A 25,983-nucleotide genomic window follows, 5' to 3' on the forward strand; every position below is an offset into this window, starting at 1 on the left:
CGCGCGCGCACCAGCTCGACGACCGACAGCTGCGGGATCGCGAAGCGGTCGCCGCCGGCTTCGACGATCAGCGCCGAGACGATCGCGAGCGTCAGCGGGATCTTGATGGTGACCGAGGTGCCCTCGCCGACCACCGACTTGATGTCGATGGTGCCGCCGATCTGGTCGATGTTGGTGCGCACCACGTCCATGCCGACGCCGCGGCCCGAGACCGAGGTGACGGCGGCCGCGGTCGAGAAGCCCGGCTCGAAGATGAACTTGTGGATCTGCGCTTCGGTCATCTTCTCGAGCTCGGCCTCGGTGACGAGGCCGTTCGCCAGGGCCTTGGCCTTGATGCGCTCGGTGTTGAGGCCGCGGCCGTTGTCGGCGATGCAGATGATGATATGGCCGCCTTCATGATAGGCGGAGAGCCGGATCGTGCCCTGCTCGGCCTTGCCGGCCGCGGCGCGCTCGGCCATCGTCTCCAGGCCGTGATCGGCGGAGTTGCGCACCATGTGGGTGAGCGGGTCCTTGATCAGGTCGAGCACCTGGCGGTCGAGCTCGGTGTCGGCGCCGTGCATCTCGAGCTCGATCTGCTTGCCGAGTTCGGTCGCGAGGTCGCGGACGATGCGCGGCAGCTTCTGCCAGGCATTGCCGATCGGCTGCATGCGCGTCTTCATGACGCCCTCCTGCAGCTCGGCGGTGACGTTGGACAGCCGCTGCAGCGGCACCTTGAACTCGGTGTCCTCGTTGCGGCGGGCGATCTCGAGCAGCTGGTTGCGCGTCAGCACCAGCTCGGAGACCATCGTCATCAGATGTTCGAGCGTGTCGACGTTGACGCGGATCGACTGGTTGGCGACCTTGTCGTTCTCGTGCACCTCGCCGTCGGCATTGGCCTTCGGCCGCGCCGCCTTCTTCGGCTCGGCCTTGGCCTCTGCTTCCGCCTTGGCAGGCCCGGCCTTGGCGACCGGCGCCGGGGCAGCGGGTTTGGGCTCAGGCGCCTTCTCATGCGCGGGCGGCATCTCGATCGCGGTCTCGCGGAAGGCGCGCTCCAGCTCGTCGAGCGACACTTCGCCCGGACGCAGCGGACGCTCCAGCGTCTGGTCGATCAGCGAGCCGTGCGTTACCGCGGGGGCTGGCGGCGGTGCGGGCGGCGCGGGCGCGAGCGGTGGCGCGGCCTCGCCGGCGGCCATGGCCGCCATGCCGCGCTCGACCATGGCTTCGAGCTCGCTGATGAGGTCGCGGTCCTCGCCCTCCGGCTCGGCCTCGTTGGCCTCGAGCTGTCCCAGGATGTCCTTGATGCGGTCGATGGTGGTGAGGATCAGCGTCACGGCCTCGCCGGTGACCGGCATGCCGTCGCGGAATTTGCCCATCAGGGTTTCGGCGGCATGCGCCAGCGCCTCGAGCCGCGGCAGGCCGAGGAAACCGCAGGTCCCCTTGATCGTGTGCACCAGCCGGAAGATGTTATCGAGGATCTTGGCGTTGTTCGGCTCCTGCTCGAACCGCACCAATTGATTGTCGACGGTATCCAGGCTCTCGCTGGTCTCCGTCAGGAACTCACGCAACAGATCGTCCATGAAACTGGCCTTCCAAGAATTGGCGCCGCGGTCACGGGGCGACCGCTGATCCTGTCAGAGCGACGGTCGGTCCCGGCCTTCACCAGCAGCGCGGATCGATACCCGGCCCTCGCCGACTCGGCTGAACAGACTTTCGTCCAAGCCATCGTTAGGTGGGGCTTTTATCCGTCCCGTTAATTTTATCGTCCGTGCTAATACGGACGTAGCACCGACCTCTCAGGCTGAGGTGAGCCCGGCCCCTTTCCGCGGCCGGAATGTCAAGGCATCGCTTCTGCCGGCGCGACTGCGCGATCCTCTCGCTCGATCAGCGCCCTGATCTCCTTCAGCGCCTTGTACAGCGCTCCTTCCGTGACATGGCGATCCACCATCTCGGCTTGGCCGGCGGCTTCCGGAATCGCCCTGCGCAACTCGTTCATACAGGCGAGATAGGACGCGCGATAACGGATCGCGTCGTTCTTCAGATACATCGTCTGGACGCAGAGGTAGAGGCGCTTGGCCGGCGTATCGGCGGTCTCGGCGGTGACGGTGTCACGCTCGCGGAGGATAGGCGCGTCGCCTTCGACGATGAAGCGGGCGCGCGTGTTCGAATTCACGATGACACTGTCGCCGATCACGATGCGCTCGAAAGGCTTCAGCTCGACCCGCAGGGGCATGGCCCAGTCTCCTCTCAGAAGGCTCCTCTCGGGAGTCTCCTCTCGGGAGCGGCGTCGTCGGCAGGCTGCACTCGCGTCGACACGACGTTGCTCTCGTGCTCGCTGTCCGGCTGATCCGGCGCCGCAGCCGAGCGGCGTCAATTTGCGAATAGTCTAGAGCCGAAAACGGCGGGGCAAGCCCCGCCGCCTCCGATATTCGTGGGTGCCGTCCGCGCCTTAGCGCAGCAGCTGCAGCACGCTCGCCTGCGACTGGTTGGCGAGCGACAGCGCGGACACCGCGATCGACTGGCGGGTCGACAGCGCCTGGCTGTTGGCCGCTTCCTCGTTGGTGTCGGCCAGCGTCAGGTTCGACGAACCGGTCTGCAGCACGTTGATCAGGTTCTTGTTGAAGTCCTGACGAACCTGCACGACCGAGAGGTTCGAACCCAGCGTCGAGGCCTCGTTGCGCAGCGTGGAGCTCGCCGAGTTGAGCACGCCGATGACCTTGTTCGCCGAGTTGTTGTCGAGGAAGTCGGTGCCCGAGGTCAACGTCGAGAGGCCGAGGCCCGCCGAGTTGAACGTGACACCGGTGATCGACAGCGTCGACTTGCCGGTCTCGTTGAAGGTCAGCTTCAGCGTGTCGCCGTTCAGCAGGTTGATGCCGTTGAACGAGGCGTCAGCCGCGGTCGTGTTGATCTGCGCCAGCACGTTGTTGTACTGGGAGACCAGGCTCGCGCGCTGCGTCTGAGCAGTCGCGTCCGCCACCGGAGCCGCCGCCGTCAGGCCGTTGAAGGACTGGCTGGAAGCAGCCGCCGTACCACCGATCGCGCCGATCGTGGCCGAAGCCGCGTCGTTGGTCGTGGTGATCGAGATCTTGCCGGTGGACGAGTCAACGGTGGCCTGCAGGTTGTTGGCTGCGAGCTTGGCGTTGAGATCGTTCAGCGACTTGACCTGCCCTGTCCCGAGGCCGAACGTGATGCTGGTCGCCGTGCCACCTCCTGTGGCGCCGACAGTCAGCGTCTGTCCGGATAGGCCATCGCCGACGGCAGTCAGTCCGAGCTTGGCCAAGGTGCCGGTGCTGCCCGAGAGCGTCAATCCGGACGCCGGCGGCGTCAGGGTGATCGCACCCGCGGTGATCGACGCGGTGACGCCGGTCTGGGTCTGGATCGCCGAGAGCAGATTGCTGACGCTGTCGCCAATGCCGATGTTGGTGCCCGTCGAGGACGTGCCGGTGACGAAGGTGAAGGTGGTGCCGTTGACGACCAGCGTCTCGCCCGAGGTGATGCCGGTGGACAGATCGTTCGACGAGCTGCCCGACGTACCCGACAGCTTGGTCGAGCCGGTGATCGCCGCCGGCGTCGTGTTGTCGTTCTGCACGACCGAGCCGGTCACCGCCGTCGAGCTGGAGCCCAGCAGGTCGGTGGCGGTCGCGCCGGTCAGAGCCGCCGAGGTCACGCTCGACTTGGTGGAGTAGCCCACCGCGCTCTGCAGCACCTGGTTGGCGATCGACTTGGCGCTGTCGACGAGCTTCTGCAGCGAGGTGATGCCGGTGTTGGCGGCCTGCAGCACCTGCACGCCGTTGCCGATGCCGTCGAGCAGATTGGAGATGTCGGAAGCGCGGTTGTCGAGACCCTGGGCAGTGAAGAAGTTGGTCGGATTGTCGAGAGCCGAGTTGACCTTCTTGCCCGTGGAGAGGTTGTTCTGCGTGGTCGCGAGGAGCTGAGCCGTCGACTGGAGCGAGAGCAGGTTCTGGCGAACCGACGCAGAGAGTACGATACCTGACATTGTCATTCCCTTCTGGATGAACATGAGTAGACATCGCCGCACCGTTCTGTCGGCGATGGCGCAGACTGGTCCGCGGAATCCTACCCGTTCGTTAAATTGACTTCGGAACGGCCCCTCGGGGCATCCGCTGCCGCCGTTAATGCTAATTGGCCGCTAATCAGCTCGATCAAATGCGCGCAGATCGCCGGAATTCGCGGTAAAATGGCGCGCAAACGCAGGCCTTGCGGCCGGCCCACGCCAATGCGCGGTGCGACCGTTAAGGCAGCGCTAACCAAGAGCTTGGGGAAGGGTGGCAGGTCAGGAGGGGGCGCGGTCGGCGCACGGGAGGACGATCTCGACGCTGGCGGCCGGGCCGTGCGGCTCCTTGAGCTCCAGTCGCCCATTCGAGCGCCTGACGAAGTCCTCGACCAGCCGGATCTCCGAGAATACCGCATCGGCTGGAGCCGCGTCCGCCGCGCCCGCTGACGCCGTCAACACGATCTGCACGTCGGAGGAGTTGCCGCCGGCGCCCGAGCCGTCGACCCTCATGCGCCTGGCCTGGATATCGATGCGGCCGCCATGCTCCAGTCGATGCCGCGCACCGATCGCAAGACACAGCAGTGCCGCCATCAGCTGACCCGGATCGGCGAAGACGGCCGGCACGTCCGCGCCCACCGATGTCGTCACCTCGACCCCGGTACCCAATGTCGGACGAAGCAGGCGAGCGACGTCGACCAGGAGCTCGTTCAACTCCACCGCACATGGCTGCGGCGGTCGGCCCCTTGCGAACGACAGAAGCTGCGACGTCAATCGAGCGCCCCGGGTCGCAGCCTCGTCGATCAGACGCGCGACGGCCGCCAGTTCGGGCTTGTCCTCGACCGCCTCGGCGAGGATGTCGATGGTCCCCGTGATCACGGTGAGAATGTTGTTGAAGTCGTGCAGCAGGCCACCGGCAACCTGACCGACGATGGCCATCCCTGGATGGATGTCGGGCGTCGCTGCAGCCGGAATGTCTGCGCTCGGGCTCGGCAGCGACTGATTGGACCGCTGGTAGGTGGAAGAAGCCATGAATCCTGCAATACCTGTTTGGGGGGGAGGACGGCGGGGCTATCGGAACGCAAATGAACGGACGCCGCTGCAATGTTCAGCTTCGTCTTGACGCTCAGCCTTGGCGCTCAGTCTCATCGCTGACCATCGATCGCGCCCCGGCTGGATGCAGCATCAGTCGGACTCCTGCTCCTGCCATGACGACAACCTCGTCACCGCCAGTCGCAGGACACCGGCCGATGCCTCCACTCGCGACGAGAGTTGCATCCGACAGAAAAAGATCCGTCAACGAATCAGCGCGCTTATTAGCGATTTTGGCTTCAAGATGTCCGCTGTCAATTGCGGCGCTTGCTACGTGGTGCCGTGCCCGGCGGAGCTGCGGCGCCCGGAGCAACGAGACATTCGCCGCAAGCGTGCTGCGCTGCCTTCACGAGCCGAGGCGGGGGCCGATGCGTGCCGACTGTATACAACCGCGCGCGGTCAGACCAGCACATCGCACACACGTTGATGGCTTGAATCCGCAACGCGCATTCGCGCCCGTCTGCACGACAACGCACACAGCAGGAGCGAATGGTCTTTACTGGGAATATTACCCGCGATTCTTCTTGTCAGCGGATGGGACGCAGTTCTATGGAACCATGAGGGCATTGAGATCTGCGAGGCTTCGTTACTGCAATGCAGGAGATGGCTTTGGACCCCAGCTTGCGTTCTCCGAACGGCTTCCTGTCGTCGCTGTCCGACGATGATTTCGAGCTGATCCGACCCTATCTGCGGACCGTGGATCTGGTGCAAGACTCCGTTCTCGCCGAGGTCGGCGAAAAGCTGACACGCATCTACTTCCCCCATCGCGGTGTCATCTCGCTGGTCGTGAACCTCGCGCGCGGAGAGCGCGTTCAGGTGGCCATGATCGGTCGCGATAGTCTCTTCGGAAGCATGTCCCTGCTCGCAGGCAGCGATCCGGTGGTGCTGAACAGCGCGGCGGTCCTCGTTCCCGGTGCTGCATCGGTCGTCGACATCGACAGGGTCCGGGCAGCCGCCGAACAGAGCCCCTCGTTTCGCGCGCTGATGTTGCGCCACGCACTCGCCATCTACGTGCAGTGTCAGCAGACCGCCGGTTGCAACGCCGCCCACACCGTCGAGTCGCGTCTCGCCCGTTGCCTGCTGCAGACGCATGACCTTTCAGGCGGCAACAAGCTCTACATCACCCAGGAGTCGCTGGCGCAGATGATCGGTGCCCGTCGCAACAGCGTCTCGCTGGTGGCGAGCACGCTGCAGCAGGCCGACTTCATCCACTATAGCCGCGGCCATATCGAGATCATCGATCTGGACGGGCTGAAGAGGACGGCGTGTGAGTGCTACGGCGCCGTGAAGGCTCACTACGAGAATCTGGTCCGGCCGCGCAGCCTGCCGTAGGCAGGCGTCGTTCCGGCCGTCGCGCGCCGGCGCCTCGCCGAACGCCCTTGCCTCCGTACAACTACGGCCCATCGCATGATCCCCATCACCGATGCGGACGGAATTAACGCGCTGTTCAACGAGCGCTGATAATTGTCGACGTGCTGACGAGCGCGAGTTCCAAGAAGCGTCGAATAATCTTCGTGCTGATATATCTCGCCCGTGTTCGGCTTTTGACCAGACGCGCGGAGTAATGACATGGCCTTTGATCTGTCGATGCCGATCCTGGTGGTCGATGACTACGCCACTATGATCCGGATCATCCGCAACCTGCTGAAGCAGCTCGGATTCGAGAACGTCGACGACGCCAGCGACGGATCGGCCGCGCTCTCCAAGATGCAGGCCAAGAAGTATGGCCTCGTGATCTCCGACTGGAACATGGAGCCGATGACCGGCTACGACCTGCTGCGCGAGGTGCGTGCCAGCCCGGAACTGTCGAAGACCCCGTTCATCATGATCACGGCCGAGTCGAAGACCGAGAACGTCATCGCCGCCAAGAAGGCCGGCGTGAGCAACTACATCGTCAAGCCGTTCAATGCTGCGACGCTCAAGACCAAGATGGAAGCCGTGTTCGGCCCGGCCGAATAGCCGACCCCCCTTTGAATGCCCTGCGCGGCGGCCGGACCGGTGTCCGGCCGCTTTCTCTTTGGCGGACGAACTCCGCGCGGTTGACGTCGGCAGGACGCATACATCGCCGCCCCCTCCCCGTAGTCGTACGGAAACCAAAATTTACGAGGGGGTCAGAGCCGGCCGATAGACGTAATCCTGCTTGCCGATGACCATGTCAGGGTGGCAACGGGACAGGGAATTCATGCGCAACGAACTCCTCGTGATCGAAGATGCCGCCGTGCATCTTTCCATCTTGCGAAAGATTGCAGCCCAGGCCGGCCTCGCCACGACGGGCGTGAGCTCGGTCGACGCCGCCTCGCTCGTCCTGCACAAGAGGGACTTCGACTGCGTCACGCCTTACCCCTCCCTGGGCGACCGCTCCGGCACCGAGGTTCTCGAGCTCGACATAGCTCCCCCCTTCTCGACGCCGATCGACCTGATGCGGTTCCGGCAAGCTCTCAAGCAGATCGCGCAGGAGACCGATCGCCGGCGGCTTTCAGAGCGGCAGGCTGGTAGCAGGCGATGAGCAAAAAGAAGCGCTTTCTGGGAGCGCCTGCAGCGATCGCGCTGATCCTCATCTGCGTCATTGCCGGCAGCAACCTCTTCTTCCTCACCAACCTGCGCGAGAACGCGCTTCAGCACGCCGAGGAAGATCTCAGCCGCCATAGCCTCACGCTGGCGGAGAACGCCGACCGTTCGGTGAAGTCCGTCGACCTCGTGCTCACGAGCGTGCGCGACTACCTCGTGCGCGGCGGCGCTATCGACGCTGCGACGTATCGCAATGTCGCGTCAGACCATCAGACCCACCTCCTGCTCAAGGAGAAAATCGCGGGACTGCCGCAGATCGATGCGGTGACGCTGATCGACGCACAAGGCAGGCTCCTGAACTTCTCGCGCTACTGGCCGATCCCGGACGTCAACATCGCCGACCGCGACTACTTCAAGGCGCTGAAGGCCGACCCTGCGCTGCAGACGTTCCTCAGCACACCGGTTCAGAACCGCGGCGACGGCACCTGGAACATCTATTTTGCCCGCCGGCTCGACGATTCCAATGGCAAGTTCATGGGCATGATGCTCGGCGCCATGTCCGTACCCTATCTGGAGAACTTCTTCGGCTCCACCGCGCAGGGTCTCGATGCCGCGGTATCGCTGGTCCGCGAGGACGGTACGCTGCTCGCGCATTTTCCGCCCACGAGCGAGATCGGCAAGCCGACCTCCGGCTTCGGTCAGCGCGCGCTGTCGGCCGGCGGCGTGCTGCGCGAGCCCTCCGCACGAACCGGCGAGATGCGCCTGCGGGCCGCAAAGATGCTGCCCAACTATCCCGCGATGATCGTGGTGTCGGTATTCGAGCACGACGTCCTGAAGGCCTGGCGTGACATGGCGACGCTTCTGGTCATCGTGTCGCTGGTGAGCGCGATGGCCGTGCTCGCGGCCGCGGTCCTGATCTCCCGCTGGTGGGAACGCCACGAGCACCTGATCGAGGCCGCCGAGGCCGCGAACGCGGCGAAGTCCACCTTCGTCGCCATGATGAGCCACGAGATCCGCACGCCGATGAACGCGGTGCTCGGCCTCGCCACGACGCTGCTGGAAACCAATCTCGATCCCGAGCAGCGCCGCTCGGTGGTGGCGATCCACAATGCCGGCGACAATCTGCTCGAGATCCTCAACGACATTCTCGACTTCTCCAAGCTCGAATCCGGCCAGCTCTCGCTCGAGGACATCGCCTTCTCCGCCGAGGCCCTGGTCCACAACACGCTCAGCATCATCGGGCCGCGGGCTTCCGCCAAGGACCTGAAGCTGAGGAGCGTCGGCGACCCATCCGTGCCGCCGGCGCTGGTCGGCGACGCCGGCCGCATTCGCCAGATCCTGCTCAACCTGGTTTCCAACGCGGTCAAGTTCACCTCGTCCGGCGAAGTGGTCGTCACGACGCGCTGCATCGAGCAGGATGACGAGAAGGCGACCGTGGAATGGACGGTGACCGATACCGGAATCGGCATTGCCGCCGACAAGATCGGCTCGCTGTTCGCGAACTTCGTCCAGGCCGACAATTCGATCAGCCGCCGGTTCGGCGGCTCCGGACTCGGACTCGCGATCTGCAAGCGACTGATCGAGCAGATGGGGGGTGACATCAAGGTCACCTCGACGCTGGGCAGCGGATCCACGTTCTCGTTCCGCCTGACGCTGCCGATTGCCGAGACCGTCGCGGTGCCAGAGCAGAACGACGATGGCATCTACGCCTCGCTGCAGAACCGGATCGCGGCGTTCGGCCGGCCGCTGCGCGTCCTCGTGGTCGACGACAATCCGACCAACCGCCTGGTCGCGACCAAGATGCTCAAGGATTTCGACATCCAGACCGACACGGCCTGCGACGGCGCCGAGGCCGTCACCGCCGCCAGCCGCTTCAACTACGACCTGATCCTGATGGACGTCCGCATGCCGGAGATGGACGGCTTCCAGGCGACCCGCACCATTCGCGCACGTGGCGAGCGCCGCTCCAACGTGCCGATCATCGCCTTCACGGCGAACGCCTTCATGGAGGATATCCGAGCCTGCCGGGAAGCCGGGATGAACGACTTCGTCGTCAAGCCGGCCCGCAAGAAAGCGCTCGTGGAGGCGATCCTGCGCGTGCTGCCCCTGCCCGTTCCGGTGCCGGTGCCGGAAACCGCGGCGTCGGACGCCCCGCTGGTGCCGGCTCAGCCGGATGCCGCGGCCGCCGACGTTGCCGCCGACACCGAAATTGCTCCCGAAGCTGCGCTGGACCGCGAAGCCTATGCCGAGCTGGTCGGCGAGATCGGCGACGAGGCAGCACAGGAGATCCGCGACGTGTTCTTCAGCGAAACGGATGCGCGGCTGAAGCAGCTCCGCCAGCTGACGCTCGACGGCGAGCGCATCAAGATCGGCCGCGAGGCGCACTCGCTGAAGAGCGCAGCCGGCACCTTCGGGTACCGCCGGCTCGCAACCTACGCACTCGCGCTCGAGAAGAGCGCGCCGCGCCTGTCCGCCAGGGAGTATGCCGAGCTGCTCGACAACATCGAGGCCGCCTACGCCGCCGCCCGCGCCCAGGAGCTGCAATATTGAAGCGGGGAGGCCGCAGGCCTCCATGGCGCATGCCGATCGGCGCGACGTCCCCGTACGGCGCACCGCGGCGACGAGGACGGGCTCGGACGATCGAGATGGCAAACGAGACGTTCACGACGCGGATTCGCCGAACCTGATCTTCATATTCCCTTACAATGGGTTGACGCCGTACTTCTACGGCTCACGATTTTCACAATCAACTAATCATGAGCTGCCAGACTTGGGGTCACATAGGAGATGTGTCCCATGTTTACTTTTGAAACCGCCGACCAGAAGGAAGTCAGGCGTTTCCGAATTGCGCAGTTCAACGGCCGGACCGCGACCGTGAAATCCGGCGGATCCACGATCACCGGCCACGTCCGTTCAGTCATGGAAAAGGAAGCGAGCGTCCCGCCGCGCTGGACCATTACGATTGTGCCGACGCCGCCCAAAGCCCAAGCGCCGCTGCGACCGACCTCCCGGGTTCGCCCCTTCGCCGAGGATTATTTCTGACAGCACGGACGTCCGCGTCCGCAATCAGCGCGTTCGACCGAGCCGGTCGGACGCCAATTGTCGTTGTCTGCGTTGCGGGGGCACCGCGGGGTGGAAGGCGCGAGCGCGGCATTCGCGCTCGTCCGTCGTCATCCGATCTGGTTGAGGAGTGCTGCGCGGACGAGTTCGGCGGTGTTGCGCGCGCCGACCTTGCGCATGGCTTCGGCGCGATGGCTCTCGAAGGTGCGGGGGCTGATGCCCATGCGCAAGGCGCCCTCCTTGTTCGAATGGCCTTCGCTGATCAGCTTGAGGACCTCGTGCTCGCGCGGGGTCAGCGACTTGCTGGCCCGGCCGGACGGTCGTGCGGGCGCCGCGCCCTGCTCCTGAGCCCGCACCGCCCGCGACATCTGACCGAACTGCCCGTGCGCGCCGGACATCTGGTTGACCAGGGCGCAGACCCGCTCGGTCTGTAGCAGCGCATTGTCGACGACCACCTGGACATGCCGGCGCTCGCCGGGCGTCCTGGCAATCTCGTCACTGCGCTGCTTGATCTCCTCCATGTAGAGCATCAGCGCGGTCAGCGAACCGTTCAGTTGACGAGCCAAGGCGAGCGTGCCCCGGTCGTCCTGCTGTCCCACCGCAAGCGGGGCCGGGGCGCGCAACCGGGGCGCCGGGAGGCCCGGGTCGTTAACCTCCAGGCCGCCGGGAGCAGGTGCGACGTGATCGTCGGATAGGCTGTTGTTCAGCTGTGCCATGCCTCATTCTGGCGCCACAGCGACTTTGACATGGTTAATTCTGCCGCCCGTAGCAATACGGGCTTCTCCGGCAACTCGCGCAACCGTCGATACTTTCTCCCGAAAGTTGCAAGCCGAAATAGTTAAGCCGGTGCGCGATGCCGGGCTTCGGAAGACCGTCCCCGGCGTGCGCGGCGGCGCCTGTCCAAGACGCCGCGCATTCCTACGATTGTTTACTGACATTAATTTCGCACCAACTGTTTCGTGCTTCCATGCGTTCCGTGCCCGTCCGTGGAGACGAGCGACCTTGACATGTAGCTGACAGCCTGACGCCAATGGGACCGGTCGACCGGATCTGGGAATTCCTGCAGCGGTTGTCACCGCTGACACGAAGCTGTCTGCTCAGCGAGCTCGAACGGCTGGAGCTGAGCGGCGTCGACATGCCGGGATCCGCCGACCTCCAGGCGCGGCTGCGCGCCGAGATCCGCAACAACAACGGCGCCGGCGGCCACCGCACCATCAATCCGTCGCGCTACTTCTTCATGCCGGTCGAGCAGCTTCTCATCGACGGCTCGCCGGAGCATGCCAATGAGGGCCGCATTGCCCGCGGCTCCCTCACGCCGATCTGGGAATGGATCTCGCGCGATCTGCTGCCGACCATGGCGCGCGACTACAACGCACAGATGAAGGACCTCATCGCCGCGGACAAGCAGCGCGAGATCCGCCAGACGGCGAGCGCGTTCCAGACCAAGGTGACGAAGTCGCTGGAAGGCACGCTGGCGCGCGCCGAAGGCATCGAGCAGGTCCGCAGCAAGCTGAAGGCCTATACGGCATCGCCGTCGGTGTTCGACGACGTCGTCAAGCTGATGAAGGCGCTGCGCGCCCGTGAGGAACTTGCAAAGTTCGCCGATTCGTTGCCGGACCGGATCGCGGAGTTCGACGATCCGCAGGTGAAGAAGATGGTGCTGCTGCTCGATGCCCTGCGCAAGAAGCAGCCGGAAGCCGTGCCCTTTGCATTGACGCTCGTCGCCAAGCGTCTGAAGGAGCCGTGGCAGGTGATGCGGCTGGCGACGAAGGCGGCGCGTTCGAAGAACATCGCCGACGTCATCGCGGCACCCTACGCGATGACCGTGCCGATGGTGCTCGACCAGCTGGAGGACAAGCGGCTCGCGCTCCGGATCGCGCTGAAGAACAACCGCGTCGTGACCGCCAAGGAAATCCTGACCAGCATCTATGACATCGAATATGCGATCCAGGTCCGCATCGATCGCATCGAGGACTCGGACTGGGGGACGCGCCTGAACGCCATCATGGCCAATACCGACAAGATGGTACAGGCCGAGGTCAAGCGCTTCCCCGAAGAGGTCGGACACGTGCTCGGCTCGAACAGGCTGCGCAGCCATCGCACGTTCGGCGGCCGCCTCACCTATTTCGCCTGGAAGGGCCGCGATGCGATCAAGACGGTGCTGCGGTCGGCAACCGGTTGACGGCCGCGCGTTCGAAGCGGCCCCTGGACCGATCCTCAGCCCTGCGCCATACGCTCCCGCGCCGACTTGAAGCCCGCCACGAAGCGCGCCAGCGTGTCCGAGGTCTTGCCGCGCGGCAGCATCACTTCGATCAGCGAGAACCGTCCCCGACGATGCACCGCGCGCTCCAGCGCGGCGACCAGTTCGCCGCGGGTGGCGACGCGCTCGCCCGTGCCGCCGATGGAATTGGCGATGTCGGCATAGTGCCAGTCGTCGAGATCGTTGAACCGCGACTCCGGCTGGAACACGCGCAGCATCTCCCAGCTGCAATTGTTGAACAGCACGACGATCGGATCGAGGCCGTAGCGGCGGCAATTGCCGAGCTCCCATCCGGTCATCTGGAACGCGCCGTCGCCGACCAGGATCAGCGGACGAAGCCCGGTCGCGGCCACGCCGATGCCGGCCGGCACGCCGAAGCCCATCCCGGCGTAGTAGCCCGGCGCTGCCAGCGCCGTGTTGTCGATCTCCATCGCCGTGAACAGGCAGTCGCCGATATCGGAGGTCATCGGCATCCGGCCATGGCGATCGAACATGTCGTTGATCGCGGTCGCGATGTCCGAAGGCGCGATCGGCGCGCCATCGGCAGCCAGGCCACGCGGATACGCCGAGCGCTGCCGCGGCAGACCGGGAGCCGCAGCCTGCGGTGCCGCGCGCTCGTCCAGCGCATCGATCAGATCGCCGAGCGGCATGTCGCGATAGGTGTGATGGCCGATCTGGACCTCGCGGCTGGCGGCCAGGATCATGCGGCGCGGGTCCGGCGCCCGGTTCGACAGCGCGAAATTGGTGTCCGAGAGGATGACGCCGAGCATAAGCACAAGATCGGCATTCTCGACCAGCTCCGTGATCGCCGGATTGCCCGCGGCGCCGAGATAGGTGCCGGCGACGACATCGTCGGCCCTGTCGAGCAGGCCGCGACCCATGAAGGTCGTCACGAGCGGCAGGCGGAGCTTGCGCGCCAGCGCGGCGATCCTGTCCTCGACGCCGTAGCGGCGGATTTCGACGTCGACGACGATCACGGGACGCTCTGCCTGCGCGATGCGGGCGAGGATCTCCTCGACGCACTCGTCGAGCGCCTCGCGGCTGGCCCGCCGTGGCGGCAGCGGCGCCACCGGCTCGACCTCGGCATCGACCATGTCGCGCGGAAATTCGAGATACACCGGCAGCGACATCTCCTTGGCGCTGCGCAGCACGCGCGCGATCTGCGCCGGCGCCGTGGCCGGATCGCTCAGCACCGCCTGATCGCAGGTGATCTCCTTGAACACCGCGAGCTGCGTGTCGACGGTGCGGGCCTGATGATGCAGCAGGAAGCCGGAGACGCGCTCACGCGCACCGGGCGCGCCCGCGATCACCACGACCGGCGAGCGTTCGGCATAGGCGCCGGCGACCGCGTTCACGACGTTGAAGGCGCCGGCGCCATAGGTGACGACGGCGACGCCGAGGCCGCCATGATAGCGCGCCGCCGCATCCGCCGCGAAGCCGACCGCCGGCTCATGGCTCAGCGTGACGCTCGGCAGGATGTTGCTCTCCTCGATGACCTTGAACAGCGGCAGCACGAAGTCGCCGGGAATGCCGAAGATCTCGCGGGCGCCGTGGTCCTTCAGGGCGGCAAGCAGCGCATGGGCAAGAGCAGGCATCCGGATCCCCTGAGCGTAGCGTGACGTTCAGCCGGTGCTACACGATGAGGGCCGGACTGCCAACCACCGGCCGCTCGGTCGGCGAGCCATGCCGTCCGGATCGCCCCGTCCAAACTTCATGAGGGAGCGCCAAGGCCCAAGCTCACCCACGCCGCATCAGTTCACCGTCAGCAGCAGGGCGTGGGCGGAAGGCGCACCGCCATGCGGCATGGCAAGCGTAACCGTGAACAGGATGGCGACTGTCATGATCATGCACAGCTTCATCATGACTGTCCTGCGGTCGGTGATCGGCAGGAACAAGAAGAACAGCAGCATCGCCGCCAGCGCGAGTTCGAAAACGTAAGACATGGATGACCTCCTCCGTTGCCAGGAGGATGGCGCATGCCGGCAACTCGGACTGTGCGTACCGTCACATCGGTCCCATGGACCACGCGAGCGAGTATCCCGCCTCGGCAGCGGGACCGCGCAAACCAATCGATTGCCACCTCTCAGCCGTCGAACAGCGCGGCCTCGGTAAAGGCGAGATCGCCGAGACGCGGCGGATGCGGCCCTTTGGCGTATTTGCGTCCGCGCTTGTCCGAGTACCAGCCGGCCAGCCCTGCGATGGGCGCATTGGCATCGAGCCGCACCAGCAGGCCGCCGCGCCGCAGCAGCAGCCAGCCGATGTTGCCTGCCAGCCGCACGAGGTCGGCGACATCCCGGCAATACAGCAGGCGATACACCGGCAGCGCATTCATCACCCGGTGCTTCTGAAACACGAACGGATACGCCGCATCGGCCGCACGCGCGACGAGACTGAGACATCCCCACTCCGCATGCTGCCGCAACAGCTCGGCCTCGTCGGGAGACAGCCCGTGCAGATTGTCCGCGGAGAATTCATCGACACGGACATCCGGGCGCGGTCGTGACAGCGCCAGCGCGGCATAGACCTGTCCCTTGCAGTAGACCGAAAAGCCCTGAGCCTCGACCTGCGGCCAGGTGTGCGGGGCCGGCGTGATGTTGAAATAGGTCACCGTCTTGTCGCGCGTCGCCGCGCGCACCAGCATCGAGCTGAAGGCACGGAACGCCGGCTCGACATACCAGCTCGAGACATTGGCCCTGACGATCGGCTCACCGCCGATGCGGAGCGCGGAGAACAGCAGCAGGATGACGCCGACGGGGACCCCGCCATGGTCGAGACAATAGCCGAACGCCGGATAGCCGGCCGGCCGCGGGCGCGCCGCGTGGCGTTCGAGTCCGCGCAACCAATAGGCCTCACTGCGAAAGGCGAAGCCGCGCGTCAGCAGTGCGGCGACCGCCGGCAGATCCGCCGCGCCGATCTCCCGGATGCGAACGCCGGTCACGGCCCGCGCGGGCGCCGGCCTGTCGTTTGCAATCTCAGCTTTTTTGATTGGCTGCATTCCAGCATCACCCGAGAGAGGTCCAGCACACCGTCGCGTGGCGGGATCGTCATGGCGGCAATTATCGCAAAAGGCTTTGGCGGCAGTGAACCACGTCTTGCTGGCCTTACTTTTCAGTTAATGGAATGCGCGAGCCATACCCGTCACGCTTCGATCAGCGTCGACATGATCGTCGCGAACGGCGCTGCCGCTCACGGCCGCGGGATGCGAAACATGTAGGTTTCATCGGCATTGAGACCGTCGACGAAGAAGCGGCCGGGCTTCGCCTCGATCCGGCGCCGCAAGCCATCCCAGCCCCAGACCTCAAGGCTGCGCGTCCATGTCGGCAGGTCGAGCTCGACCGCGCGCCCCGGCTGGTCGGTCCAGCCGGCAATGTTCTGCCACACGATCAGATCGGCGTCGGCTCCGCGCAGCGTGTACAGCGCCAGCCGCCGGTCGATGGACACGATCTTCATGTGGCCGGCGAGCTGCAGCACCGTCTTCACCACGAGGCTGCGCGCCTCCGGGGTCCAGGGATCCTTGCCCGTCGCCATCGCATAGGCCAGGCCGTCGACATCGGGCGTGTCGCCAAGATTCCACGGAAACGCCAGCACGGATACCGGCGAGCGGCCGTCCTTGCCGACCACCGCGAGCTGGTCCCAGATCGCATTGAGAAACAATCTCGCCGCGTCCGGCTCGCTGTCCCACGCGCCGGCGCGCGCGACGTTGAACTCGGTGGCGTAGAAGTTGATGTCGCGGCTCAGCCCCATCGCCCGCTTGATGCGGTCGAAGCAGGTCTGCACCGAGAACTCGCGGCCGTGGGTCATCGGATACCATTTGTCATTGTAGTAGGTATGCAGGTCGATGCCGTCGAGACGGCCGTCCTCAAGCAGATCGGCGATCGCCGGACCGTAGCCGCGCAACGTCGCATCGCCATGCGAGTTGCAGGTGGCGAAGCCTCCGGGAACCACCCGCAGCTTGGGGTCGACGCTGTGAACACCGTCGGCAAGTCCGGCCAGCGCGTCGTGATAGTCCTGGCGCGGAATCGTGGCCTGCACATCGGGCTCGTTGATTGCGGTGAAGACCGTAGCACCCCAATCGGGAATACCGTTTTCGCGGCCCCAAGCGCCACCGGGACGGAAACGTCTTGCCATCGCCTGCCCAGCCGCGAACCAGTCCTGATAGGACCCGATCGGCTGCGGTGGATCGAGGCTCTGATAGCTGCCTTCATACTCCAGCAGGATCAGCGGCATGATACCGTTCTTGTGCGCTTCCAGCATGGCGGCATCGAAATCGTGCGGTGTCGGCAGCCGCGCCAGCGTCCGCCAGCCATAGGAGTCCATTCGCCCCATCCTGGCACCAACGCCGTGCAGCGCCTGATAGATCTGCTTGCTCCTGCCGGCCAGATGCGTGACCAGATTGCCGCCGCCGATGCGCTCGTCGATCCGCAGTGCCGAGGCGTTCGTTTCGCCTGCGCGGACAGCGCTCGGCCATGGCGACGTGAAAAACGTTAAAAGGGCTGTGCTAATGACCAGCAGATTGGAACGAAGTCGCAATGTCTGATCCCTTAGATGTCCGTTATGACGTTTGAGATCGTCCAGGTCGTTCAAGAGATAAGCAATGCCGGCGGCGTGGAAACCGTCGCTATCGAGCTGGCGCGCGTTTTCGGCCGGAATGGTTTATCGAACGTCGTGCTCGCAAGCACCGTCGCGGACAATCTCGAACACACGATCAGAGTCGAGCGCGTCGCGCCGTGGCTGGCGCGGATTCCGACGCGCGGACTGTTCCGGTACATCGGCCGCGCCATTGTCGTGCCGCTGTTCACCCTGGCCGCGACACGGGCGCTGGCGCGGCACCCCGACGCCGTCGTCGTCAGCCACGGCGACAGTCTCAAGGGCGACGTGCTGATCGTGCATGCGGTCAATGCGCAGAGCCTGGCCGAGAAGCGCGCCGCCGGCAGCTGGCGCTGGATGCTCAACCCGATGCATCTGTGGGTCGCGCTACGCGATCGGTTCATGATCGGAGGCCTGCGGTATCGGGCGTTCGTGGCGGTGTCCTCCCGCGTCACCGCGGAGCTGCAGCGCTTCTTCCGCGTGCCGGCCGCCCGCATTCACGTCATCTCCAACGGCATTGATCTCGCGCGCTTCAAGCGCGACACCGCCAGCGGCCAGGCGATCCGGCGTGAGTTCGGCATCCCGGACAATGCGCGCCTGCTGCTATTCGCCGGCCACGAATTCAACCGCAAGGGACTGGCGCATGCGATCGGCGCGCTCGATCGGCTCGGCGACGACGTCTGGCTGCTGGTCGTCGGCTCGGACAATCCCGCGCCCTACCGCAGGCTGACGCACAACGCCCAGCAACGACTGATCTTCGCCGGCTCACGCTCGGACATGCCCGCGCTGTACTCGGCGGCCGACGCCTTCGTGCTTCCCACGAGCTATGAGACCTTCTCGCTGGTCTGCATGGAGGCCATGGCCTGCGGAGTGCCAGTGTTCGCAACGCCGGTCGGTGGCATCGAGGATTATCTGCACGACGGCGTCAACGGCTTCCGCATCACGGCCGATGCCGTCGATATCGCGGCCAAGCTCGCTTCCGTCTTCGCCGATCCCGCGCTGATGCGCCGGCTGCAGGACGGCGCCCGGGCGACCGCGCAGACCTATGGCTGGGACCAGATCGGACTGCAATACATCGAACTGCTCAAGCAGATCGATGCCGCCAAGCGACAGCCTGGCCACGCAGCGATGGCGCTGCCGGTGAAGGCCTAGCTAATTCGTCTGCAGCCGCTGTGGGCGGGCGAGGCCGGATGCGGCTCTCGACTGATGCGCCGCACGGCATGCCGTTTCAATCGCCGCCGCGACCGCTTCATAGGTGAAGCGCCGGAGCACGTTCGCGCGGGCCGCCCCACTGCGAACGGCGAGCTCCGCCCGCCGGCCGCTGAGCTCATCGATGAGCCGACACAGGCTGCCGGGGTCCCGCTCCGGCACGATCCAGCCGCCGTCGCCGACGACATCCGGAATCGCTCCGCAGGTCGATCCGATCACCGGGATGGCACAGGCCTGGGCCTCGATGATCACCCGGCCGAACTGCTCGCGCACCGCGTCCGTGGTGCGCGTCAGCAGCAGCAATGCGTCGAGGCCGCGCAGAAAAGCTGCGACCGCAGCGGGTGCAGCCCAGCCCTGGATGGTGACGCGCCCGACCAAGCCAAGTTCGGCGACGCGCCGGCGGAGATGCGGCTCGTGCGGACCTTCGCCCATGATGCTCAGCGTCGCCGCCGACTTGCTGCGCGCGAGCGCTTCGAGCGCATCGTCGAGTCCCTTCTCGACCACCAGCCGGCCGACATAGCCGAGCCGCAGCGGCGAGCCGGCCGTCGCATTCGATCGATCATCCGCCGGCATGAAGGTCGCGAGATCGACGCCATAGCCGATCGGCGTCACCGGACCCGTATAGCCACACGCCCTCACGACCTCAGCCGCATCGGGACTGCGTGACAGGATGTGGGCGGTGCGGCCGAGGACGAACTTGCGGATCGCCTCGAATGGTGGCGGCAGCCGTTTCAGGATGTTCTGGTCGACCTCGAGCACGAGCGCCGCACGGCCACGCAGCATCTGCGCCTGCAGCGCGACGATGCTCCAGGGCTCCTCCCAAAGGTGAATCACGTCGGGATCGAGCTCGCGCAAAAGGCGGCGCAGCGCCGGATAGAAGTGCAGGTACCATTTCATCGGACCCGCATCGGGGAGCCGGATCGGGAGGCGATGGATGGGAAACCCTTCGTTGGAGTGAGCCGCGGTGATGGTGCGGCCGAATTCCTTCCACACTTCGGGCACCACGAGATGCAGCTCGACGTCGGGCCGGGACGCGAGATGGCGGTAGCGCAGCCGGCCGGCCTCGCTGCTGGTGGCCGGATGCGCAATCGAGACGATCCGCAAGCGTCCCCTGCTAGACACGGCCCATCACCTTCGCTGCAGTCCCGCTGAAGCCCGTGAGATGCAGCTCCATCGCCGCCAGCGTCCGATGCGCGCCATTCATGGTGTTGCGCGGAATCGAGAACGCATCCTGCCCGGCTTTGACGAGGCCCTTGCGGGTGGTGGCAGCACTGGCAAATCCGGCCTGCCGCGCCAGCGCAAAGTCCCGCGGTCCGCAATCGGCGGCGCGCCCGTAGGGAAACGCGAAGTGCCGGACGTCGATGCCGAGCCGCTCGTTCAATCGCAGCCGCGCGCCGGCCAGCTCGCGCAGGGCGTCTTCGGAAGACAGCGTCGAGATGCGCGCATGCGAGACGGTGTGAGCTCCGATCTCGACCAGGGGGTCGGCTGCCAGCGCCTCGAGCATGTCCCAGGAGATCGCATGTTTCCAATGCATCACCTCGATGTCGATGGCGTTGGCGGCACAGAACGCGGCGTAACGATCCGCGGCCTGCTGGCCATCCCAGCGCGAGGCGACCTGCGCGAACACCGCGCGGCGCTGCTCGTCGCTCGACAGCGCGATCCTCTCATCGTCGACCGTGACATGGCCCCTGTGCCGCAGCGCATCCTCCAGGCCAGCGGCCCACAGCGGCAAGGTGCCGTCGGGAATCCCGGTCGTCACGAACAGCGTCACCGGCACCTTGTGCCTGCGGAACACCGGCACCAGCAGCTCGCACGTATCGCGGTAGCAGTCGTCGATCGAGAAGTTGACGTAGCGGCCGGACGGCTCGGCGCTTGCCGTCCGGCGCAGCGCCTCACTGATCGTCACGACATCCCAACCCTGGTCGAGGACATAGCTGAGGAAGCGATCGAGAAAGTCGACATCGACGTAGAAGTCGCGATTGGGCAGACGCTCCCACTGCTCTGCCGGCGCGGTGCGATGGAACGTCAAACAGCAGCCGCGCGGGCCGAGCACACGATCGACGGCCTTGGCGACAGGAAGGACGAAGGCACCGGATGCCATCATCGCCTTGGCGGCAGCGAGGGCCAGCAGGGTCAACTCAGCTCTCCCTTCATCTTGAACGTACGACGAACATGACGGAGCGCCGTGCCCACCACGGCCGGCAGCAGGATGCCGATCGCGAGGGCCAGGCAGAGCAGATACGCCAATCCGCCGGCGAACAGGCGCGGCAGCAGGCCTGGCACGGAAGTCTGAATCATCAGGCCGAGCACGACCATCAATGCGGTCGGCAGCAGGGCCAGGCCGATCACGAGCAGGAGCTTTCGCGCATCGCCGAGCACGAACACCACGCCCGACAGCAGCACGAGGCTACGGATCGCTTCGCCAACGCCGAGCAGCTGCATGCCGGCCGCCGGGGACGGATCGAACAGCGGCATCAGCAGGTTGAAGCCCATGTTGGCGAGATAGGCCGAGACGATGATGACCGCAGCGACGCCGTTGCGCCCCGCGCCATTGAGCAGACGGATCAGGATCCAGCCGAGGGTCGCAGCCCAGACGCCGCAGGCGATGCCCTTGAGCGCATGCGAGGTCAGCAGCAGGGCCTCGTCGCCGAACGCGCCGCGGAAATAGATCAGACGGACGATGTCGGTCGAGAAGACCAGCAGGAACGCCGAGGCCGGCAAGGTCAGCGCGAGCAGCGGCCGCAGCAGCGCCTCGGTCTGCGCGCGCGGATCGCGCGGGGCGTGCTGCGACAGCACCGCCATGCCGAGCGGCTGGCTGATCAGCAGCAGCGCGCTCTCGGTCAGCGAGCGCGCGTAGTCCAGCGACGCGACGGCGCCGGTCGTCAGCCGCGATGCCGTGAAGCGCTCGATCCAGACGTTGCCCTGCTCGGCCAGCGGCAGCGCCAGCAGGACCCGCAGCCGGCGGAAGAATTCGAACCCCTTCTCGATCACCATGCCGACGGTCAGGCCGGAGACGCTCAGCGCGCCGTCGCGCCAGAGCGTCAACAGGCCCCAGGCGGCGAGGCCATTGAAAGCAACGGTGAAGGCGCAGGCGAGCATGTAGGCGTCGCCGGTCAGAACCAGCAGGCCGATGCCGCCGATCACCGCGACGTTGAGCAGGCTGGCACGGACATTGGTCAACCGCGTGCGGCCAAGCGCGATCTCGCCGGCGGCAAGCACGTTGAGCACCGCCGAGGCCGGCATGCCGAACGCCATCATCCGCACGAAGTGCAAGGTGAGCTCGCGCCCCTCCGCCGAGAAGCCGCCGACGACGGCGTTCACCCAGAGCTCACCGAGCAGCAGGATGATCGCGGTCACCAGGCTCGAGACGACGGCAATGACGATCGTCAGCGCACCGAGGCTGCGCGCGGCATCAGGCCGCTGCAGCGCCTCGCGATGCATCGGGATCATGATCGCCGGCACGCTCTCGTTCTGCAGGAACGCGAGCGGGATGAGCACGGCCGCCATGGCGGCGCGGAAGCCGTCGGCGACGAGCGAGGCGCCCAGCACATGCGCCATCAGCACCTCGCGACCGAAGCCGAGCATCTTGCTGGCCAGCGCACCGCTGATCAGCAGCGCACTGAAGCGCTTGAGCGAAGGACCGGAGGCGCTCATGCGACCCCCTCCGATACGGCCTGCGGCCCTATCCACCGCGCAGGGACTTGTCCGTCCTCGAGCAGTTTCGGCCACGGCAGCACTGGCGCGAGAATGGCGAGGGTCGGGCCGAGCGAATCGCAGTCTGCGACGAGATCGACCGTACACCGCTCGGAGGACGGGGCAGATGCAACGATCGTGCTCACACCGCCGCTCCCGCGCCGACATTGCGGATCAGAAGCCCGATCGAGTCCAGCATGCGTGCAAGACTGTAGTGGGTGCGCGCGCGGCGCGACGCGTAGTCGAGCTGTGGCGCGAGGATCTCGGGTTCAGCCAGCACCGCGTCCAAAGCCTCGGACAGCGCACGCGCATCACCTGGCGGCACGAGCAGACCGGCCCGGCCATGTTCGAGGATGTCCGGCGCAGCGCCGGCGTCAGTGGCAATCACCGGCACGCCGGCGAGCATCGCTTCGACCAGGGTGCGGCCGAACGGCTCGGGATCGATCGACGGATGCACCATCGCGTCCATCGCCTGCATCAGCAGCGGCACGTCGCTGCGATGTCCCAGGAAATGAACGCGGTCGCCGAGGCCGAGATCGGCAACGAGCCGTCTCAGCTCAGCCGCGTAGTCCTGCTCGCCGAACAATGCGTCGCCAACGATGACACCGTGCACGTCCGGCAATTCGGCCAGCGCCTCGATCAGAACATGCTGCCCCTTCCACCGCGCGAGCCGGCTGAACACGCCCACCAGCGGTCCCGACGGCAGGCCGAGCCGCTGCCTCAGCTCCTGGCGCGACGCCGGCACGGGTTCGACGGCGAGACCATTGGGCACGACCTCGACGAGAGAGCGTCGACCTCCGGCCGCGATGAAGGCGGCTGCGGCGGCTTCGGAGGGGACGACGACCTTCGCCGCAAAGCGGTTGGCGAGAAAGATCTGCATGCGACGCTGCAGCACGCCGAAATGAGCCGGGCTGATGATGTCGTGCAGATGCCAGATCAATGGCCGCCGTGCCGCGATGTTGGCGATGGCCGACAGGACAAAGGCCTTCTGCGAATTGGCATAGAGGACGTCATGCTTGCGTGCGACATGCGCGAGCTCCGCGGTGATCGCCGCGAGTCTGCCGAACAGCGGCAGCGCCTTGAGCCACGAACTGTCGCGTCTGAACTGCCCCAGGCCGCGGCCCCAGCGCGACGTGATGACCGGCATGCGACGCTCAGCCAGCGCCTTGCCGAGCGGGCCCGGCTCGAACAGGAACACCGCGGAATCCCTGCGGCCCTGGACGACATCGAGCAGGATCAGCTCGGCGCCGCCGATCTGCCCGGTATGATCGACGAACAGGACACGCTCGGTCGACATCACCCGGCTCCGGCGTAGGCTGCCACGGGCGCGGTCTGGACCACAGGCGCGCTGCGGTGCTCGACGTCGGTCATGGTGACGACGATGCCGACATCGCGGGCTCCGAGCGCCCTGCTCCTGTTCACCGTCGCGACCGCCGGCTCGATCAACGACCGGTCGCTGCGAACGCAGACGATCGCCCAGTCCGTACCGGCAAGGAAGTCGTTCCGTTGCGACGGCAATGGTGTGTCGACGATCACGGCATCATAGCCATCGAGACCAGCGAGGAGACCGTCGAGGCTGATCGCGTCGAGAATGTCGCCGACCGGACCGGTCGCCTCACCAACCGGCAGCACGTCGAGCGACGGATGCGCGGTGGGCAGAACCATGTCCCGGAGCGGCGTCCCGCGCTCCAGCGCGCCGACCCATCCGGGGTTTGCCGGCAGCGCCATGATCTCGGCAAAGGCGGGATGCGAGACGTCGCACTCGACGACCAGCACGCGCCGGCCTGCGGCCGCGAGGTGCTCTGCCAGCGCACAGGTCGTGGTCGTCTTGCCATCTGCTGCATCAGGAGAGGTCACGACGATGCGCTGCGATCGGGCGGCCCGCTTCAAACCGAGTTCGTGGACGAGCTCATGCAGCGTGTGCTGAAAATCAGCGTCCTCGGAGGCGAGGCGCAAGACGCGCGGGATCGCCAGCGGTTGATGGCCCTGCAGGATGGCGCCGAGCGCCGACATCTCACGCAGACTCTTCAGGCGCGGCAGGCAGGCCAGGATCGAAACGTCGGCGACGCTCGGGAGATGAGACCCTCGTTCGGGCGCTGCCGGTGGCTTCGCCGCCTCCGGTGCGGTCACACGCTCGGCCAATTCAGGGACGATGGCGGGAGCCTCGTCGACAGCGGGCGTCTCGACCTGCCCGGCCGGCGCTTCCGGAGCGACGGGCACGGGCGGGCTGATCAGGCGCGCGCCGAGCTTATCGGCGAGCAGCGCAGCGCCGACACCGAAGATCAACGCGAGCGTCATGCCGGCGGCGAGGAAGGGGATCTTCTTCGGGAAGAACGGCTTGCTCGGCAGCTCAGCGAGGCTGACGAGACGCGTGCTGCCGCGCAGGACGCGCCGTTCGGTCTCGAGCTCGCTCGCTTTCTTGTAGAGCTCGGCATATTGCTGGCGCTTGATCTCGGTGTCGCGCACCATGCTCTCGATGGAGGCCTCGTCCAGCGTGGCCGAGCCGGCCTCCGCCTTCGCCGCGTCCATCTGCTTCTTCAGCGAGGCCACCAGCGCGGTGTTGGCATCGTACGTCTTCTGCGCGCTCGCCGCGATGCTCTGCATCTCTGCGACCAGCCGCTGCTGGATGATCGCCTGCTCGCGCGTCAGCGCCAGGATCGAGGGATGCTTCGGCCCGAGCACGCCGGTCGCGCTGGCGAGCTGCGCGCTCACGGTCGTCAGTTGCTGCTTGAGATCGGCGATGGTGCGGCTCTGCAGCACCGACGGAGCGTCGGTCGGCCCGCGCTCCTGCTCCGACTTGATCTCCTGCAGCCGCGCCGCGGCGTCGGCGCGCGCGGCCTCCGCCTGCGACAGCTGCTGGCCGATGCTGGTCAGCCGCTCCGAGGAGATCGGCGCATTGGCGCCACGCATCAGACCCTTGGTGCGGCGGAACTTCTGGATCTTGTCGTCGGCCTGACGCAGTTGCTGGTCGAGCTGCTTCAATTCCTTCCAGAGCCAGGAGCTCGCGACCTCGCGGCTGTTGGCGCCTTCGGTGCGCTGGTCCTCGAGAAAGGTCTGCGTCAACGCGTTGGCGAGCGTCTTCGCAACCTCGGGACTGCTCGACTGATAGGAGATGTTGATGACGCGCGAGCGGCCGGCCGAGGCGATGCTGAAGCGGCTGTCGACATGATCGATGAACGCGCCCGGATCGGTCTTCAGGCGCTGGCACGCATCGGCCGAACCCATGAGACGGCCGCGCTCGCATTCGCCGACCACGGCGTCGACCACGCCGGGCGACGACATGATCTGACGCAGCAGGCGCGGCGAGCGGATCACCAGGAGCTGGCTTTCCATGTCGGCGGGATCGCCGATCTTCTGCGCCCACGCCGCCGAGGTGTTGGCACCCGGCTCCTGCTCGGCGATGATCACCGAAGCGGTGGCGAGATAGCGCACCGGCAGCAGCACGAGTGCGGCCACGGCGAGCGCGAGGACGGCGCCGGCCACGATGGCGAACACGCCGCGGCGGCGCCAGATCCGGGCGACGGCGTCAATGCCGGACAAGGCCTCGCCAAGAGCCGCCTGCCTCATGATCTGCACCCGCGCCACA

General features: G+C 66.1%; 21 protein-coding genes. 7 read left to right on the forward strand and 14 right to left on the reverse strand.

The window, feature by feature from the left end:
• The 4 genes from ACQR1D_RS00005 to ACQR1D_RS00020 form a co-directional block, all read right to left on the reverse strand.
• A partial coding sequence (locus tag ACQR1D_RS00005; protein ID WP_434896494.1) for a chemotaxis protein CheA occupies positions 1 to 1,556 on the reverse strand: 1,556 nt, incomplete at its 3' end.
• Positions 1,557 to 1,813: 257 nt separating this feature from the next.
• Positions 1,814 to 2,209, reverse strand: coding sequence for a flagellar biosynthesis repressor FlbT (gene flbT / locus ACQR1D_RS00010; RefSeq protein ID WP_315716969.1), 396 nt, complete (start codon positions 2,207 to 2,209; stop codon positions 1,814 to 1,816).
• 216 nt (positions 2,210 to 2,425) lie between these two features.
• Positions 2,426 to 3,973, reverse strand: a complete 1,548-nt coding sequence (locus ACQR1D_RS00015; RefSeq protein WP_315800636.1) for a flagellin — start codon at positions 3,971 to 3,973, stop codon at positions 2,426 to 2,428.
• A 297-nt stretch (positions 3,974 to 4,270) separates the two neighbouring features.
• On the reverse strand, positions 4,271 to 5,020 hold the full coding sequence (locus tag ACQR1D_RS00020) for a histidine kinase dimerization/phospho-acceptor domain-containing protein (RefSeq protein ID WP_434838886.1): 750 nt from the start codon (positions 5,018 to 5,020) through the stop codon (positions 4,271 to 4,273).
• Positions 5,021 to 5,689: 669 nt separating this feature from the next.
• Between ACQR1D_RS00020 and ACQR1D_RS00025 the strand changes: the two genes are divergently transcribed.
• From ACQR1D_RS00025 to ACQR1D_RS00045, 5 genes are all read left to right on the forward strand, one after another.
• The gene (locus ACQR1D_RS00025) at positions 5,690 to 6,412 is read left to right on the forward strand and encodes a Crp/Fnr family transcriptional regulator (RefSeq protein WP_315800638.1); all 723 of its coding nucleotides are present in this window, start codon (positions 5,690 to 5,692) and stop codon (positions 6,410 to 6,412) included.
• A gap of 237 nt (positions 6,413 to 6,649) precedes the next feature.
• On the forward strand, positions 6,650 to 7,039 hold the full coding sequence (locus ACQR1D_RS00030; protein ID WP_008968243.1) for a response regulator: 390 nt from the start codon (positions 6,650 to 6,652) through the stop codon (positions 7,037 to 7,039).
• A 223-nt stretch (positions 7,040 to 7,262) separates the two neighbouring features.
• Positions 7,263 to 7,586: a response regulator gene (locus tag ACQR1D_RS00035; RefSeq protein WP_434838885.1), complete on the forward strand. Its 324-nt coding sequence runs from the start codon at positions 7,263 to 7,265 to the stop codon at positions 7,584 to 7,586.
• On the forward strand, positions 7,583 to 10,138 hold the full coding sequence (locus ACQR1D_RS00040) for a hybrid sensor histidine kinase/response regulator (protein ID WP_315800639.1): 2,556 nt from the start codon (positions 7,583 to 7,585) through the stop codon (positions 10,136 to 10,138). The genes ACQR1D_RS00035 and ACQR1D_RS00040 overlap by 4 nt, the downstream gene beginning before the upstream one ends.
• A gap of 246 nt (positions 10,139 to 10,384) precedes the next feature.
• Complete coding sequence (locus ACQR1D_RS00045) at positions 10,385 to 10,630, forward strand: hypothetical protein (RefSeq protein ID WP_006614403.1); 246 nt, start codon at positions 10,385 to 10,387, stop codon at positions 10,628 to 10,630.
• Positions 10,631 to 10,758: 128 nt separating this feature from the next.
• Here the strand turns inward: ACQR1D_RS00045 and ACQR1D_RS00050 are convergent, their stop codons facing one another.
• Positions 10,759 to 11,364, reverse strand: coding sequence for a LuxR C-terminal-related transcriptional regulator (locus tag ACQR1D_RS00050; RefSeq protein WP_434893711.1), 606 nt, complete (start codon positions 11,362 to 11,364; stop codon positions 10,759 to 10,761).
• A gap of 314 nt (positions 11,365 to 11,678) precedes the next feature.
• Here ACQR1D_RS00050 and ACQR1D_RS00055 point away from each other — a divergent pair, with 314 nt between their 5' ends.
• On the forward strand, positions 11,679 to 12,830 hold the full coding sequence (locus ACQR1D_RS00055; protein ID WP_315800641.1) for a hypothetical protein: 1,152 nt from the start codon (positions 11,679 to 11,681) through the stop codon (positions 12,828 to 12,830).
• A gap of 35 nt (positions 12,831 to 12,865) precedes the next feature.
• Here ACQR1D_RS00055 and ipdC read toward each other — a convergent pair whose 3' ends face one another.
• The 4 genes from ipdC to ACQR1D_RS00075 all read right to left on the reverse strand — a co-directional run bounded on the left by ipdC (position 12,866) and on the right by ACQR1D_RS00075 (position 17,315).
• Entirely contained in the window at positions 12,866 to 14,503 is a 1,638-nt protein-coding gene (gene ipdC / locus ACQR1D_RS00060) for an indolepyruvate/phenylpyruvate decarboxylase (protein ID WP_315800642.1), read from the reverse strand.
• A gap of 156 nt (positions 14,504 to 14,659) precedes the next feature.
• Entirely contained in the window at positions 14,660 to 14,851 is a 192-nt protein-coding gene (locus ACQR1D_RS00065) for a hypothetical protein (protein WP_434888236.1), read from the reverse strand.
• A gap of 140 nt (positions 14,852 to 14,991) precedes the next feature.
• Entirely contained in the window at positions 14,992 to 15,903 is a 912-nt protein-coding gene (locus ACQR1D_RS00070) for an acyl-CoA acyltransferase (protein ID WP_315800644.1), read from the reverse strand.
• Between the two features lie 191 nt (positions 15,904 to 16,094).
• The gene (locus ACQR1D_RS00075; RefSeq protein ID WP_315800920.1) at positions 16,095 to 17,315 is read right to left on the reverse strand and encodes a hypothetical protein; all 1,221 of its coding nucleotides are present in this window, start codon (positions 17,313 to 17,315) and stop codon (positions 16,095 to 16,097) included.
• Between the two features lie 147 nt (positions 17,316 to 17,462).
• On the opposite strand from ACQR1D_RS00075, the gene ACQR1D_RS00080 reads away from it, so the two are divergent.
• A complete protein-coding gene (locus ACQR1D_RS00080) occupies positions 17,463 to 18,647 on the forward strand; it encodes a glycosyltransferase family 4 protein (protein ID WP_434884155.1) in 1,185 nt (394 codons plus the stop codon).
• Here the strand turns inward: ACQR1D_RS00080 and ACQR1D_RS00085 are convergent, their stop codons facing one another.
• The 5 genes from ACQR1D_RS00085 to ACQR1D_RS00105 all read right to left on the reverse strand — a co-directional run bounded on the left by ACQR1D_RS00085 (position 18,648) and on the right by ACQR1D_RS00105 (position 25,964).
• On the reverse strand, positions 18,648 to 19,826 hold the full coding sequence (locus ACQR1D_RS00085; RefSeq protein ID WP_434838881.1) for a glycosyltransferase: 1,179 nt from the start codon (positions 19,824 to 19,826) through the stop codon (positions 18,648 to 18,650). It lies immediately after the preceding gene.
• Complete coding sequence (locus ACQR1D_RS00090) at positions 19,819 to 20,841, reverse strand: polysaccharide deacetylase family protein (RefSeq protein WP_434838880.1); 1,023 nt, start codon at positions 20,839 to 20,841, stop codon at positions 19,819 to 19,821. The genes ACQR1D_RS00085 and ACQR1D_RS00090 overlap by 8 nt, the downstream gene beginning before the upstream one ends.
• Positions 20,838 to 22,358 carry a lipid II flippase MurJ gene (locus ACQR1D_RS00095; RefSeq protein WP_434838879.1) on the reverse strand — a complete coding sequence of 507 codons (1,521 nt, stop codon included), beginning with the start codon at positions 22,356 to 22,358 and terminating at the stop codon, positions 20,838 to 20,840. The genes ACQR1D_RS00090 and ACQR1D_RS00095 overlap by 4 nt, the downstream gene beginning before the upstream one ends.
• A 181-nt stretch (positions 22,359 to 22,539) precedes the next feature.
• Complete coding sequence (locus ACQR1D_RS00100; protein WP_434838878.1) at positions 22,540 to 23,697, reverse strand: glycosyltransferase; 1,158 nt, start codon at positions 23,695 to 23,697, stop codon at positions 22,540 to 22,542.
• Complete coding sequence (locus ACQR1D_RS00105) at positions 23,694 to 25,964, reverse strand: exopolysaccharide transport family protein (RefSeq protein ID WP_434838877.1); 2,271 nt, start codon at positions 25,962 to 25,964, stop codon at positions 23,694 to 23,696. Before ACQR1D_RS00105 ends, ACQR1D_RS00100 begins: the two co-directional genes overlap by 4 nt.
• Positions 25,965 to 25,983 lie beyond the last annotated feature (19 nt).

It is taken from the genome of Bradyrhizobium sp. HKCCYLRH2047 (genome assembly GCF_051168175.1).
GTDB lineage: Bacteria > Pseudomonadota > Alphaproteobacteria > Rhizobiales > Xanthobacteraceae > Bradyrhizobium.

What these genes read in the sequence shown, in the direction of transcription:
- flbT (WP_315716969.1), bottom strand. Translation starts at nt 2,209, where the DNA reads ATGCCCCTGCGGGTCGAGCTGAAGCCTTTCGAGCGCATCGTGATCGGC.
- ACQR1D_RS00015 (WP_315800636.1), bottom strand. Translation starts at nt 3,973, where the DNA reads ATGTCAGGTATCGTACTCTCTGCGTCGGTTCGCCAGAACCTGCTCTCG.
- ACQR1D_RS00020 (WP_434838886.1), bottom strand. Translation starts at nt 5,020, where the DNA reads ATGGCTTCTTCCACCTACCAGCGGTCCAATCAGTCGCTGCCGAGCCCG.
- ACQR1D_RS00030 (WP_008968243.1), top strand. Translation starts at nt 6,650, where the DNA reads ATGGCCTTTGATCTGTCGATGCCGATCCTGGTGGTCGATGACTACGCC.
- ACQR1D_RS00035 (WP_434838885.1), top strand. Translation starts at nt 7,263, where the DNA reads ATGCGCAACGAACTCCTCGTGATCGAAGATGCCGCCGTGCATCTTTCC.
- ACQR1D_RS00040 (WP_315800639.1), top strand. Translation starts at nt 7,583, where the DNA reads ATGAGCAAAAAGAAGCGCTTTCTGGGAGCGCCTGCAGCGATCGCGCTG.
- ACQR1D_RS00045 (WP_006614403.1), top strand. Translation starts at nt 10,385, where the DNA reads ATGTTTACTTTTGAAACCGCCGACCAGAAGGAAGTCAGGCGTTTCCGA.
- ACQR1D_RS00050 (WP_434893711.1), bottom strand. Translation starts at nt 11,364, where the DNA reads ATGGCACAGCTGAACAACAGCCTATCCGACGATCACGTCGCACCTGCT.
- ACQR1D_RS00055 (WP_315800641.1), top strand. Translation starts at nt 11,679, where the DNA reads ATGGGACCGGTCGACCGGATCTGGGAATTCCTGCAGCGGTTGTCACCG.
- ipdC (WP_315800642.1), bottom strand. Translation starts at nt 14,503, where the DNA reads ATGCCTGCTCTTGCCCATGCGCTGCTTGCCGCCCTGAAGGACCACGGC.
- ACQR1D_RS00065 (WP_434888236.1), bottom strand. Translation starts at nt 14,851, where the DNA reads ATGTCTTACGTTTTCGAACTCGCGCTGGCGGCGATGCTGCTGTTCTTC.
- ACQR1D_RS00070 (WP_315800644.1), bottom strand. Translation starts at nt 15,903, where the DNA reads ATGCAGCCAATCAAAAAAGCTGAGATTGCAAACGACAGGCCGGCGCCC.
- ACQR1D_RS00080 (WP_434884155.1), top strand. Translation starts at nt 17,463, where the DNA reads ATGACGTTTGAGATCGTCCAGGTCGTTCAAGAGATAAGCAATGCCGGC.
- ACQR1D_RS00095 (WP_434838879.1), bottom strand. Translation starts at nt 22,358, where the DNA reads ATGAGCGCCTCCGGTCCTTCGCTCAAGCGCTTCAGTGCGCTGCTGATC.
- ACQR1D_RS00105 (WP_434838877.1), bottom strand. Translation starts at nt 25,964, where the DNA reads ATGAGGCAGGCGGCTCTTGGCGAGGCCTTGTCCGGCATTGACGCCGTC.